Source organism: Streptomyces sp. NPDC057002, from assembly GCF_042673825.1.
Classification (GTDB): domain Bacteria; phylum Actinomycetota; class Actinomycetes; order Streptomycetales; family Streptomycetaceae; genus Streptomyces.
The window spans coordinates 363,069-376,526 of record NZ_JBHURZ010000004.1; the positions used below are offsets into that span (position 1 = coordinate 363,069).

Below are 13,458 nucleotides of genomic sequence, written 5' to 3' on the forward strand. Positions count from 1 at the left end.
ACGTCGGCCTCTGCTGTGAACGGGGCTGCCGCCGTGGCGGCTTCCCTCCGTGGGTAAGGAGCCTGAGCGGCTCCTCCCCGCTGCGACCGGGCGCCCGGCAGGCGTGGTCAGGTGATCGGACATGAATGTGTTGCCCCCCGGCGGCATGGCTGCCGCCCGTTTCCTCGACGGCCGTCGGGCCGCCCTGTTGCCTGGTGACGTCCCGATGCCATTCCCCCCGGCTCGGGACAGACGTAGCCGCCACTACGAGCAATGGCGGCACGAGCGGCCATTGTCGTGGCGGCGGTTACGGTCCCGGAAGGGTGATGAAGGGGCGCAGAGGAGCTTGCAAGAGGGGTGTGGGGTGAGGATGGGATTGGGTGGTGAGAGAGGGGAGCGCATTTCTTCTGCGCGCCCCCCCGAGTTGCCCCCGAGTTGTCCCCGGTGTCAGCCCGAGAAGGGGACCGCGTCGGCGGGGGAGGTGTGCCAGCTGGTGACGACCGGCTTGTCGACGACGTAGGAATCGACCTTGAGGGACTCCGGGTTCGGGTCGTCGTTGGCGACGGAGACGATGAGGCTGTCCAGTTCCTTGCCGCCGTCCTCGTCGGTGGTCTTCGGGTTGACGCCGGCGTAGGCGGTGACCCCGGCGCGCAGGGTGATCGGCTGGCCCGCCGACTGCTCCGCCGGCTCGGCCTCGGTGCCGTCCGAGCCGAAGGCGACGACCGGCAGCTCGGCGGGGAGGATGCAGGTGATGCCGGACTTGGCCTGGGCCTTGATCAGGAAGTAGCCGCCGGCCTGGGACTCGGAGCTCACGCTCCAGGAGATGTCGTTGGTGCCGCAGCTCTGCCCGTAGCCGCTCTTGTCGCCGGACGAGGCGCCGTCGGCCGAGTCGCCGCCGCCCGTACCGGACTTGTCCGACGAGCCGCTGCCCGCGGCACCGCCGCCGGAGGACTTCGACGTGCCCGAACCGCCGCCGTCGCTGCCGCCTGACGCCGTCGGGCTCGCCTGGCCGGAGGACGCCGCCGGGGAATCCGAGGCGGACGACTCGTCACCGCCCCCGCACGCGGTCATCAGCAGGCCCGAGCCGATCACGGCGGTCACGGCGAGGGCGGTGGGCAGACGACGGTTCATTCGGGATTCCTCCAAGGAACGACAAATGCGAGGCATCCAGTGATCGGTACCGCGCTTTTACGATCATCAAGACGGCCCCTTCCGGGATCCGGTTCACGTCGTCTCACGTCCCGGACATCGCTGTCACGGGGCTGTGACACAGCCTCAGATGTGACGACGTGGGGACTCCGGCTCGCTCAGTTCGGCGGTGAACTGGGCGCCGGCCAGCAGGGCCAGGTTGGAGAGCCACAGCCAGACGAGGAAGACCACGACGCCGGCGAGGGAGCCGTAGAGCCTGCTGTAGGTGCTCAGCGCGGAGGCGTAGAGGGCGAAGCCGGCGGAGACGGTGAGCCACAGGGCGGCGGCGAGGGCTCCGCCGGGGAGGCTGTGGCCGCGCGTGCGGGCCGCCCTGGGGCCGGTGTGGAAGACAATGACGACCAGCAGGGCCACCACGCACAGCAGAAGGGGCCAGCGCAGCAGGCTCCAGGTCCACGCGGCCATCGCGCCGAGGCCGAGGTAGCGGCCGATGTTCTCGGCTGCGGGGCCGCTCAGCAGCAGGACGAGGGAACCTACGACGAGCAGACCGAGCAGGGCCAGCGCGGTGAGCAGGATGCGGTGCGCCTTGCGCCAGGGCGAGCGGCTGTCGGCCACCCGGTGCATACGGTGCAGGGCCCGGCGGAAGACGGCGAGGTAGCTGGAGGCGGACCACACCGCGCTCACGATGCCGCCGCACAGCAGGGTCCAGACGGCCGAACCGTCGTGCAGGGTGCGGGACAGCACGTCGTGCAGCGGGGCACCCGACTGGCCGGGCGCGTAGGCGGTGACGTGCGCGATGAAGGCCTCGGCCGTGCCCGGGCTGATCAGGCCGAACGCGATGGCGGTGACGAGCAGGGCGGGCAGCACGGCCAGGATGGCGTAGTAGGTGAGGGCGGCGGCGAAGTCCGACACATCGTCGCGCCACATCGACACCGGGGTGCGGCGCAGGGCGGCCGCCCAGGGCCGGACGAGCCGGTCGCCCGGCCGTGGGGCGCTGCGGTCGCCCGGGCGGGGGGCTGCCGTGGAGTGTGGTTCAGCTGACATGGGACCTGCGGTGCGAGGACGTGCCGAGACGGACGTGGGTACGGACACTCTAGAGGGGGGCAGGGCCGTCTCCGTGGGGGGCGCATGCGGTGCGGGTGGGCAGGACGTCGGTGGGGCGGCGTCCGGCTGGGCCCTTACCCCCGGACGTACGTGCGGAAGCGTCCGCCGTACCGACGCCCTGCCGTTCCGAGCCTCAGTGCCCGTTCCCGACGCCTCCGCAACCGGTTCCAGCGCGGATTCCCCGGCCGCTCCGGCATCCATACGGCGTCCCCGCCCGGAAGTACCTGGTAGCGGCCCGGTGGACCCCTGTCCGTGACCGCGACCGTGTCCATGTCCATGTCCATGTCCAAGTCCAGGTGCGACCAGGAGGAGGGGCGATGTCACAGCCGCCGGGAAACGCCGCGCGGGAGCGGCGCCGCACGGCCGTGATCGGAAGCGGGGTGGCGGGCCTGACCGCCGCGTACGTGCTCGCCCGCGCGCACCACGTCACGTTGTTCGAGGCCGACGACCGGCTCGGCGGGCACGCCCACACCCACGAGCTGACCTCGCCCGGGGGCGCGACGTACCGCGTCGACTCCGGCTTCATCGTGCACAACCGCCGCACCTACCCCAACCTCCTGCGCCTCTTCGGCGAACTCGGTGTCTCCACCCAGGAGTCGGAGATGAGCATGTCGGTGCGGTGCGAGGGCTGCGGCCTGGAGTACGCCGGTGCCCGTGGCCCCGCCGGACTGTTCGCCCGGCCCCGCAACGCCCTGCGGGGCGCCTATCTGCGGATGCTGAGGGAGATACCGGCCTTCCACCGTTCCGCGCGGCGGTTCCTCGGGCGGGGTACCGACCCGGACCTCACCCTCGGGGAGTTTCTCGACGCCGAGGGTTTCTCGCCCTACTTCCGCACCCACTTCATGACCCCGCTCGTGTCGGCGGTGTGGTCCTGCGACGCAGGCATCGCCCAGCGCTACCCGGCCGCCTACCTGTTCCGTTTCCTGGAGCACCACGGGCTGCTCTCGGTGAGCGGTTCTCCGACGTGGCGCACCGTCACCGGCGGCTCCCGCTCGTACGTGGAGCGGGTGGCGGCCCGGCTGGACGAGGTGCGCCTCGCGGCTCCGGTCCTGGCCCTGCGGCGGCATCCCGACGGCGTCGGTCTCACCACGGCCGACGGCACCACACGGTCGTACGACTCGGTGGTCCTCGCGACGCACCCCGACCAGGCCCTGCGGCTGCTGTCCGATGCCACGCCGGAGGAGAAGGAGGTGCTCGGCGCGTTCCGGTACTCCCGCAACACCACGCTCCTGCACACCGACACCCGGCTGCTGCCGCGTGCGCGCGGGGCGCGGGCCTCGTGGAACTACCTGATGCCGTCGTGCGGTGCGGGCGCCGACCGGGTGCGGGTCAGCTACGACATGAACCGGCTCCAGCGGCTCGACGCCGCCGAGACGTTCGTGGTCACCCTCGGCGGCGAGGACCGTGTCGACCCGGCCCGGGTCCGCGCCCGCATGGTCTACGAACACCCCGTCTACACCCCGGACTCGGTGGCGGCCCAGCAGCGGCTGCCCGAACTGGGCGGCCCCGTCACCGCGTTCGCGGGCGCCTATCACGGCTGGGGTTTCCACGAGGACGGCTGCCGGTCCGGGGTGGCGGCCGCCGCGGCGCTGGGGGTGCGATGGTGACGACGCCCATATCCACGACCGCGCCCGCGCCCGCCCTCTACTACTGCTCGATCGCCCACGTGCGCACCGCGCCCCTCCGATACGCCCTGCGCCACCGCACCTACATGTGGCTCGTCGACCCCGACCGGCTCCCCCAACTCCCCCGCTGCCTGAGCCCGTTGGCGCGCTTCGATCCGCGCGACCACTTCTCCGGCGAGCACCCCTCCATCCGCGCGGGGCTGGACGCCTTCCTGGCCGGCCACGGGGTGCGGCTGGACGGCGGCCGGGTCGTGATGCTCACCCACGCACGGGTCTTCGGATACGTCTTCAACCCGCTCACCGTCTACTGGTGCCACGGCCCCGACGGCACCGTGCGCTGTGTGGTCGCCGAGGTCCACAACACCTACGGCGAACGCCACTGCTATCTGCTGCGCCACCCGGACGCCTCGGGGACGGCGGAGGTGGGCAAGGAGTTCTACGTCTCGCCGTTCTTCCCCGTCGACGGCCGCTACCGCATGCGCCTGCCCGCTCCCGGGGACCGGCTCGACCTCACCGTGCACCTGGAACGGGAGGGCGGCAGGCCGTTCACGGCGACCGTGCGCGGGGCGCGCCACGAAGTCCGTACCGGAACGCTGCTGCGGCTGGCCCTGCGCCGGCCCTGGTCCACGCTCGCCGTGTCCGCGGCCATCCGGCTGCACGGCATCCGTCTGTATCTGCGCGGGCTGCCCGTCCGGCCCCGACCCGAACACCGGACCCCGAGCAACAGGGAGAACTCCGCATGACGACAGCCGAGCTCCGACCCGGCGACACGGGGCGGATCACGGCCGTGCCCCCCGAGGCCGATGCCGATGCCGTGGCCGTGGACGCCTCCCGCTGGCCCGACGTGGCCCGGCCGCCGAAGGCCTCCCGGGCCCGGACCGCGATCACGGCAGCCGTCGTACGACATGCCCTGCGGGATCTGCCGCTGCACGTCCGCTTCCCCGACGGCACCTCGCTCGGGAAGGGCGGCCCGGTACTGGACCTCCACGACCCGGGGGCGTTCCACGCCCGCGTGGGCAGCCACGGCCTGGTCGGCTTCGGCGAGTCGTACATGGCCGGCGAGTGGGACGCGCCCGACCTGGTCGCCGCCCTCACCGTGCTCGCGGAGCGCATGGGCGAGCTGATCCCCGCACCGCTGCAGCGGCTGCGCGGACTGTGGGCGCCGCGCCGGCCGGACGTCCAGCGCAACACCCCGGGCGGCTCCCGCACCAACATCAGCAGCCACTACGACCTGTCCAACGACCTGTTCGCGCTGTTCCTCGACGACACCCTCAGCTACTCCTCGGCCCTCTTCCGCGGCTTCCCCGCCGGCTGGGACCTGCTCGCCGCCGCCCAGCACCGCAAGATCGACCGGCTGCTGGATCTGGCCGGAGTGCGGGAGGGCACCCGGGTGCTGGAGATCGGCACCGGGTGGGGTGAACTGGCGGTCCGCGCCGCCGCGCGCGGCGCGCACGTCACCTCGCTCACCCTCTCCCGCGAACAGGCCGCCCTGGCCCGTGAGCGCGTGGCGGCGGCCGGTCTCGCCGGGCGGGTCTCGGTGGAACTGTGCGACTACCGCGAGGCACGCGGCACCTACGACGCCGTCCTGAGCGTGGAGATGGTCGAGGCGGTGGGCGCGGAGTTCTGGCCCGTCTACTTCCGCGTCCTCGACGAACGGCTGGCCCCGGGCGGACGCGCCGCCCTCCAGGCCATCACCATGCCCCACGAGCGGATGCTCGCCGCCCGGGACACCTTCACCTGGATCTCCAAGTACGTCTTCCCCGGCGGTCTGATCCCCTCCGTCGAGGCCGTCGCCGCGACCGTCCGCGACCACACCCGGCTGAGCGTCACCCGCCGGGACGCCTACGGCGCCCACTACGCCGAGACCCTGCGCCTGTGGCGCGAACGCTTCGCCGGGCGCGCGGACGAGGTCGCCGCGCTCGGCTTCGACGAGACGTTCCGCCGGCTGTGGACGTTCTACCTCGCCTACTCCGAGGCCGGATTCCGCTCCGGCTACCTGGACGTACAGCAGTACCTGCTCACCAAGGAGGCCGCGTTCCGATGACTCTCACAGCTGCACTGGCCCGGCCGTGAACGGGTTCGCCTGGGCCGCGTTCGCGGTCGGCCTCGCGTGGTCCGCCGGGGCCGCACTCGCGGTGATGCTGGTGACCTTCGCGGTCGCCGTGCGCAAGGGCGTGCACCGGATCGTCGACGCGGCCTGGGGACTCGGGTTCACCGCGGTCGCCGTAGCGGCCTTCCTCGCGTCGGCGGGCACCGGTGACCCGGGGCGGCGGATCCTGGTCACCGTGCTGACGGCGGTCTGGGGGCTGCGCCTGGCCCTGCACATCGCCCGGCGCGGGCGCGGACACGGTGAGGACCCGCGCTACGAGGAGATGCTGGCCAAGGCGCCCGGCAGCCGGAACCTCTACGCGCTGCGGATCGTGTATCTGCTGCAGGGCGCGCTGGTGTGGCTGGTGTCGCTGCCCGTCCAGGCCGCGCAGTACATCACCGGGCCGATGACGGGGTGGGCCGTGGCGGGCGCCTGTCTGTGGGCGGTCGGCGTGTCCTTCGAGGCGGTCGGGGACGCCCAGCTCGCCCGGTTCAAGGCGGATCCGGAGAACAAGGGCCGGATCATGGACCGGGGGCTGTGGCGCTACACCCGTCACCCCAACTACTTCGGGGACTTCTGCGTCTGGTGGGGCCTGTTCCTGACCGTCTGCGACGCGCCCGCCGCGGCCGCGGCCGTCCTGGTGTCGCCGGTGGTGATGAGCCTGCTGCTGACCAAGGGCAGCGGGAAGCGGCTGCTGGAGCGGCATATGGCCGAGCGCCCGGGGTATGCCGCGTACGCTGCCCGGACCAGCGGCTTCTTCCCGCTGCCACCCAAGTGAGCGGCACCCCGCGAGGGGACACATGAGGAGCGCGGATGACAGTCAACGAGCGGGAGGGCACCCCCGGGGCCGGGGTGCCCGGCGTGCCGGCCGCGCTGGTGGCGCGGCGCGCCCCCGGTGCGCCGCGTGCCGCCGTGCTGTTCCTGCACGGCGGCCGTTCCGAGGGCCGGTCCCCGTCCCGGCCCTGGCATCTGGCGGCCCTGCGGATGAGGCCCTTCGTGCGGGCCGTCGCCGCGGCGCTGCCGGACGACGGGGTCTTCCTGGGTGAGGTGCGCTACCGCGTGCGCGGCTGGAACGGCACCGACGGCACCGAGGGCTCCGAGGGCGACGCCCTGCGGGACGTCCGGCGGGCACTCGACGAGCTCGCCCGCCGCGCCGGTGACATCCCGGTGGTTCTCGTGGGTCACTCGATGGGGGGTCGTGCCGCCCTGCGCGCCGCGGGCGCGCCGCAGGTCCGGGGGGTGCTGGCGCTGGCGCCCTGGTGTCCGGACGGCGAGCCGGTGAGCCAGTTGCGGGGCAAGGACGTCGTCGTGATCCACGGGGACCGGGACCGCGTGACCGACCCGAGCGCGTCGGTGGCGTTCGTGGACCGGGCCCGCGCGGCCGGGGCCCGGGCGGAGGTGCGCCTCGTGCCGGGCGGTGACCACGCGATGCTCCGGGGCGACACGAACTGGCACCGCCTCGCGGCCTCGACCGCCGTGGGCATGCTCCCGCCCTGACGGATCGCCGCGCCCCGGAGGTGGAGGAAACAGAGGTAGTTCCCTCAGGGCCGTCCCCCGGCCTCCCCCCGCTGCTCGTGCCGTCCGAAACCGTGGATCAGGGCCACCGCCAGCGCGCTGATCAGCAGCAGCACGCTCATGTACAGGACCACCGGCCAGGGTTCTCCCCCGGCCGCCTCCAGCAGGGCGGCCGCGATGAGGGGTGCGGTGCCGCCCGCGAGTGCCGCCGCGACCTCGCGGCTCAGGGCGACTCCGCTGAACCGGGTCCTGGTCGTGAACAGGTCCGCCAGGAAGCCGGCCTGGGCGCCGAGCTGGGCCCCCAGCAGCAGCCCGCTCAAGCCGAACGCGAACCACACGTACCCGGCCTCCCCGGTGTCCAGCAGCCAGAAGAAGGGGAACGCGAACGCCGCCGCGCCGACCATGGCCCAGCCGAGCACCGTCCGGCGGCCGACCACGTCGCCCAGCGCCCCGGCCACCGGCGTCACCGCCGCGCTGCACGCGAAGTAGATCAGCGCGCCGACGAGGGTGACCGTACGGGAGACGCCGAGCTGCTCGGTGAGGTAGGCGAGCGCGAACACCACCGGGATGTACGCGGCGACGTTCGGCCCGATACTGCTGATCACCCCGAGGACGAGGGTGCGCGGAGCCCCTCGGGCCAGCTCCACGGCGGGTGCCCGGGCGACTCCCCGCTGCCGCTTGGCCTCCTCGAACATCGGGCTCTCGGCCACGCTCACACGGATGTAGAAGCCGGTCGCCGTGACGAGGAGGGTGACCAGGAAGGGGATGCGCCAGCCCCAGTCGAGGAAGTCGTCCGGGGGCAGGGCCGCCACGGCGGCGACGGCCCCGGCCGAGAGCAGCGCGCCGGCCGCCGCACCCGCCGGGGGGATGGCGGCGTACCGCCCGCGACGCTCCGGCGTGGCGAACTCGGCCAGGGTGAGGGAGGCGCCCGCGTACTCGGCGCCCGCGCCGAACCCCTGGATCATCCGCAGCACGACCAGCAGGGCGGGAGCCCACGCCCCGGCGGTCGCGTACGTCGGCAGCGCGCCCATCAGGGCGCTGGCCAGGCCGACGGTGACCAGCGTGATCACCAGCATCCGTCGGCGGCCCAGCCGGTCCCCGTAGTGCCCGATGACCAGCGCGCCTAGCGGCCGGACGGCGAAGCCGACCGCGAACGTGGCGAAGGAGGCCAGTGTCGCCGCGACCGGATCGCCGGGCGGGAAGAACAGCCGGTTCAGGACGAGCGCGCTCATGGTGCTGAACAGGATGAAGCCGTACCACTCCAGCGCGGTGCCGATGGTCGTCGCCAGCACCACGCGCGTCAGCATGGACGGTCCCGCACCGGCCATACGCCGCATATACCGCATACGGCCACTCTGCGCCAGCCTCCCCGCCGCCCCGCCGAACCTCGCCGGTACCGGCAGCGCACAACCGTCGGACGGACGCAGCGCCCGCTTCGGCGTCGGCGTGCCTCCGGACTCCTACCGCCGGACGTTCCGCTCACGGCACACGGCACCCGAGCGGTAACCGCCTCTTCACGAGCAACGCACAGGCCCTGTTCCGCCTCTTGCACAGCGTCACCCCCCAACTGAGAGGACCGCGCTGTGCGTTCACGTACTCACATACGTCCACGTCTGAATCCGGCCGGGTCGCTGGTCCTGGCTCTCGCCGCGGCCGGGTCCGTGCTGGCGGGGCCGGCCGGCTCCGCCTCCGCCGCCGAGACCGCCGGCCGGGCCGATCTGCGCGTCGACGTGAACCGCGACGGGCGGGTCGATGTCGCCGGCGGCAGCGACAAGAGCGGCGAGGACGGCTGGACCGTCGGGCGCGGAGCGGTCTACCTGCCCAACATCGACGACGACACCAAGCGGTGTCCCGTCACCGGACCGGGCGGCAGACCCCTGTCCGACGCCAAGCTGGCCGCGTGCAACGACGGCACCGACACGAAGGTCAACGGCACCGCGGACGCCGCCGACCTCGCCCGGGTCCGTTCCGTGCCCCTGCCCGGCCTCCCCGCGAACGCCAAGGGCAGCCTGAAGGTCACCACGGGCGGCAAGCACGCGCACCTCTTCCTCAAGCGCGCCGGGCAGTGGGTCCTGGTGACGCCGGCGACCCGGCTGACCGCCGCCGAGCTGCGGGCCGGCGTGGAGTTCGGCATCGAGGCCACCGACGTCGTCCGGGACACGGCGAAGTGGGACGGCCGTGCGGTGGTCCGGATGACGGTCAAGTCCGGGCAGAAGACCACCTCCGACGCCGTGACCCTGCGGGTGGCACCGCTGCTGACCCAGCATCATCTGCAGAACACCCAGCAGGTGATGGTGACCGAGGTCCAGGGTGAGGGCGAGTACAGCCGCCTCCAGCAGAAGTTCGTCGCCGAACTCGGCAAAGAGGTCAAGAAGGCCGGGGTCACCACGCCGCTGGTCAAGTTCACGAAGTACGCCGATCCCTGGGCCCAGGACTTCGTCGAACCGGCCTACGTCAACATGACCGGGCCGAACGGGCAGCCGCAGGTGATGCGCGTGATGCTGCGCTCCGCCCAGCCGGACCGGGACGCGGGCCGCGAGCTGTTCGAGAAGATCCGCGGCCGGGACATGGGGGTCGTGCAGGTGACCGACCCGGCGGAGCCCGACGACTGGTCGCTCAACTCCTTCGGGAACCTGGAGACCATCCCGCCCTACGCGCACAACGGCCGTTCCTTCCCGGCCGGGCGCATCATCATGGGCGAGCGCAAGGACAGCGGGGCACGTCCGTCGAAGGTGATGCGGACGATGCTGAAGTCGCAGGGCATGCAGGACCCGCTGCTGCTGGACACCTCCTGGCTGGGCGTCGGGCACGTCGACGAGTTCGTGCAGTTCCTGCCCGCCGACACCCCGCGCGGCTGGCGCATCGGCGTCGCCGACCCGCAGGCGGGGCTGCGGCTGCTGCGCGACGCCAAGCGCGACGGCCACGGCGGCACGAAGATGTTCTCCGTCCCGGGCCGCAGCGACAGCCCCGCGCCCAAGGAGACCATCGACCAGGCGCTCGCCTCCCGGCATCTGGTGTCCGACAACGAGATGGCGGCCCGGCGCATCGCGGCCAACCTGGAGATCCTCAAGCGCGAGACGGGCGTCACCGACGGGGAGATCGTGCGGGTGCCCGCGCTGTACACCCGTGAGTCGGAGGCCTTCAGCGCCGAGGGCCAGGACGTTCCCGTGCCGCGGCTGACGCGCATGGGCGCCGCGCCCGACCTCGTGGACAGCCTCAGGGACCGCGGCCAGCAGAAGTGGCTCGCCGAGAACCCGGCGGCCCCGCGTGCGGCGGCTCCGGCGGCGGTGCAGACCAGCGCGTACGTGCCCGGCGCGGTCAACGGCGTGCTCCTGGGCCGCGACCGCTATCTCGCCCCGCGCCAGTGGGGGCCCGTCATCGGCGGCAAGGACATCTTCACGGAGGCCGTCAACGCCGTCTACACACGGGTCGGCATGAAGGTGTCGTACATCGACGACTGGTACACGTACCACCTCGGCATGGGCGAGGTGCACTGCGGCACCAACACCCTGCGGGACGCCTCCGCCGCGTGGTGGCGGCAGCCGGCACGGTAGCGGGTCAGTCCTCGACGCGGACCCGTCCGAGCCTGCTGACCATCGCGGGATCGCGGTGGTCGAAGAACTGGGACGTGCCCGCGTCGAGGGCGGCGATGCCGGCCATCTCCTCCTCGGAGAGGGCGAAGCCGAAGACGTCGAGGTTCTCCGCCATGCGGTCCGGGCGGACCGACTTGGGGATGACGACGACCTCACGCTGGATGAGCCAGCGCAGCACGACCTGGGCGACGGACCTGCCGTGGGCCTCGGCGACCAGGGTCAGGGCAGGGTGGGTGAAGAGGTTGTTCCTGCCCTCGGCGAAGGGGCCCCAGGACTCGATCTGGACGCCGTGCTCGCGCATGAACCGCTGGTCGTCGGTGCGCTGGTGGAAGGGGTGGGTCTCGACCTGGTTGACGGCGGGGACGATGTCGTTGTTGTCGATCAGGTCGATGAGCCGGTCCGGGAAGAAGTTGGAGACACCGATGGCACGGACCCGGCCCTCGCGGTGAAGGTCCTGCAGGGCGCGCCACTCGCTGTAGACGTCGCCGTAGGGCTGGTGGATCAGGTAGAGGTCGAGGTGGTCCAGGCCGAGCCTGCGCAGCGAGGCGTCGAACGCGCGCTTGGTGTTGTCCTCGCCCGGGTCCTGGACCCACAGCTTGGTGGTGACGAAGAGTTCCTCACGCGGGATGCCGGCGGCCTTGATGGCGCGGCCGACGGCCTCCTCGTTGCGATAGGCGGCGGCGGTGTCGAGGGAGCGGTAGCCGGCGGCCAGGGCGTCGGTGACGGCCTGTTCGGTCTGCTCCGGCGGGATCTGGTAGACGCCGAAGCCGAGGATCGGCATCTCGACGCCGTTGTTGAGGGTGACGTGGCGCATGGGGTTCCTTTCGTTCCTCTGTGCAGGTCTAGCGGGCGCGCCGGACGGGTTCCAGCAGCCAGGTGGCCACCGCGCTCAGGGCCACGACCGTCGCGGCGATCACGAGGCTGGTGTGCAGCCCGGAGACGAACCGGGCCCGGTCGGCGACCAGGGCGCCGAAGGCGGCGACGGCCAGGGCACCGCCGAGCTGGCGGGAGGCGTTCAGCACACCGCTCGCGACTCCGGCCCGTTCGGCGGGGACCCGCTCCAGCAGCAGGGCCGTCATCGACGTCACGGCCAGCGCGCCACCGGCGCCGACGGGCACCATCGGCACCACCGTCAGCCACACCGGGGCCGAGACGGGCAGGGCCACCATCGCCAGCAGGCCCCCGGACATCAGGGCCTGGCCGGTGATCATCGGCATCCGGGCGCCGAACCGCGTCGCCAGCCGGGCGGCGACGGGCCCCATGAACGCGGTGATCACGCTCATCGGCAGGAACGCCACACCCGTGGCGAGCGCGCTCAGGCCGTGCACCTGCTGGAGGTACAGACCGAGCAGGAAGATCATCCCGTAGAAGCCGACGTTCAGGGCGAAGCCGATGGCGGCCGTGAGGGACATCGTCCGGGAGCGCAGCAGCGGCAGCGGCGTCATCGGGTGCCGGCCGCGGGCTTGCGCGACGACGTAGACGACGGCGGCCAGGACCGCCACGGTGAACGCGACCAGGACCCGCGCGGCACCGAAGCCGACCGCTCCGGCTTCGATGGCCGCGTACGTCAGGCCGCCGAGCGCCGCCACGGCGGCCACCTGGCCGGCCCAGTCGAAGGGCACCGCCCGGCGCGGGGACGGCTGGGCGTACTTCAGGAGCAGCAGGGCCACCGCGCCGACGGGCAGGTTGACGAAGAAGACCATCCGCCAGTCGACCACCGTGAGCAGGCCGCCCGCCACGGGCCCGGCGGCCGCCCCGACCGCGCCTGCCGCGCCCCACAGGGCGATGGCCCGCGCGCGCTCCGCCGGGTCGGGGAAGGTCTCCCGCAGCAGGGCGAGCGAGGACGGCAGGACCATCGCGGCCCCGACGCCCTGTACCAGCCGCGCCGCCACCAGCACGCCCAGGTTCGGTGCCAGCCCGCACACCAGGGATGCCGCGACGAACAGCGCGAGTCCGCCGGCGAAGGCCTGGCGGGCGCCGACGCGGTCGCTGATCGCACCGGCTGAGAGCAGGAAGGCGGCGAAGGTGAGGGTGTAGCCGTCGACCACCCACTGCAGGCCGGTCATGCCACTGCCGAAGCCCTGCCCGATCGAGGGCAGGGCGACGTTCACGATCATCGCGTCGACCATGATCGTGAAGAAGCCGAGCAGCACGGCGGCCATCGCCGGCCGCCCACCGGTCCGCCGTGGCGGCCCGACGGGGTCGGCCTGCCGGCCGTGCCCGCTGCGGGGGACGAGGGGTGGGCGGGCGGACGTGGTCACGGGGGAATCTCCTGCACTGGGTGGGCGGGGGGCGGGCCGGCTGGTGCGCCAGCGGGGCGGGGGGACGGGCCCGCTGCCGCTGCGGCACCGGGCGGAGCGGGCGCACGCCCGTACCTGCGCTGAGGGCTGGTAGGCACCCGGCCACC

At 72.9% G+C, this 13,458-nt stretch carries 11 protein-coding genes; 6 read left to right on the forward strand and 5 right to left on the reverse strand.

Going from position 1 to position 13,458, the window contains the following annotated elements; all coding sequences use genetic code 11:
* Positions 1 to 426 precede the first annotated feature (426 nt).
* Positions 427 to 1,110, reverse strand: a complete 684-nt coding sequence (locus tag ACFT32_RS21705) for a DUF4232 domain-containing protein (RefSeq protein WP_382491572.1) — start codon at positions 1,108 to 1,110, stop codon at positions 427 to 429.
* A 144-nt stretch (positions 1,111 to 1,254) separates the two neighbouring features.
* Complete coding sequence (locus ACFT32_RS21710; RefSeq protein WP_382491575.1) at positions 1,255 to 2,169, reverse strand: YihY/virulence factor BrkB family protein; 915 nt, start codon at positions 2,167 to 2,169, stop codon at positions 1,255 to 1,257.
* A 377-nt stretch (positions 2,170 to 2,546) separates the two neighbouring features.
* Here ACFT32_RS21710 and ACFT32_RS21715 point away from each other — a divergent pair, with 377 nt between their 5' ends.
* From ACFT32_RS21715 to ACFT32_RS21735, 5 genes are read left to right on the forward strand one after another with little or no spacing between them, the layout of a single operon-like run.
* Entirely contained in the window at positions 2,547 to 3,836 is a 1,290-nt protein-coding gene (locus ACFT32_RS21715) for an NAD(P)/FAD-dependent oxidoreductase (protein ID WP_382491578.1), read from the forward strand.
* The gene (locus tag ACFT32_RS21720; RefSeq protein ID WP_382491580.1) at positions 3,830 to 4,597 is read left to right on the forward strand and encodes a DUF1365 domain-containing protein; all 768 of its coding nucleotides are present in this window, start codon (positions 3,830 to 3,832) and stop codon (positions 4,595 to 4,597) included. Before ACFT32_RS21715 ends, ACFT32_RS21720 begins: the two co-directional genes overlap by 7 nt.
* Positions 4,594 to 5,898 carry a class I SAM-dependent methyltransferase gene (locus ACFT32_RS21725; RefSeq protein WP_382491582.1) on the forward strand — a complete coding sequence of 435 codons (1,305 nt, stop codon included), beginning with the start codon at positions 4,594 to 4,596 and terminating at the stop codon, positions 5,896 to 5,898. Before ACFT32_RS21720 ends, ACFT32_RS21725 begins: the two co-directional genes overlap by 4 nt.
* 25 nt (positions 5,899 to 5,923) lie before the next feature.
* A complete protein-coding gene (locus tag ACFT32_RS21730; protein WP_382491585.1) occupies positions 5,924 to 6,721 on the forward strand; it encodes a DUF1295 domain-containing protein in 798 nt (265 codons plus the stop codon).
* 35 nt (positions 6,722 to 6,756) lie between these two features.
* Positions 6,757 to 7,440, forward strand: coding sequence for an alpha/beta hydrolase (locus tag ACFT32_RS21735; RefSeq protein WP_382491589.1), 684 nt, complete (start codon positions 6,757 to 6,759; stop codon positions 7,438 to 7,440).
* Positions 7,441 to 7,484: 44 nt separating this feature from the next.
* Here the strand turns inward: ACFT32_RS21735 and ACFT32_RS21740 are convergent, their stop codons facing one another.
* Positions 7,485 to 8,765, reverse strand: coding sequence for an MFS transporter (locus ACFT32_RS21740; RefSeq protein WP_382491592.1), 1,281 nt, complete (start codon positions 8,763 to 8,765; stop codon positions 7,485 to 7,487).
* Between the two features lie 276 nt (positions 8,766 to 9,041).
* Here ACFT32_RS21740 and ACFT32_RS21745 point away from each other — a divergent pair, with 276 nt between their 5' ends.
* Complete coding sequence (locus tag ACFT32_RS21745) at positions 9,042 to 11,012, forward strand: protein-arginine deiminase domain-containing protein (RefSeq protein WP_382491594.1); 1,971 nt, start codon at positions 9,042 to 9,044, stop codon at positions 11,010 to 11,012.
* 4 nt (positions 11,013 to 11,016) lie between these two features.
* Here ACFT32_RS21745 and ACFT32_RS21750 read toward each other — a convergent pair whose 3' ends face one another.
* Together ACFT32_RS21750 and ACFT32_RS21755 are read right to left on the reverse strand one after the other, a co-directional pair.
* Complete coding sequence (locus ACFT32_RS21750) at positions 11,017 to 11,865, reverse strand: aldo/keto reductase (RefSeq protein ID WP_382491597.1); 849 nt, start codon at positions 11,863 to 11,865, stop codon at positions 11,017 to 11,019.
* Positions 11,866 to 11,893: 28 nt separating this feature from the next.
* Entirely contained in the window at positions 11,894 to 13,312 is a 1,419-nt protein-coding gene (locus ACFT32_RS21755) for an MFS transporter (protein WP_382491599.1), read from the reverse strand.
* Positions 13,313 to 13,458 lie beyond the last annotated feature (146 nt).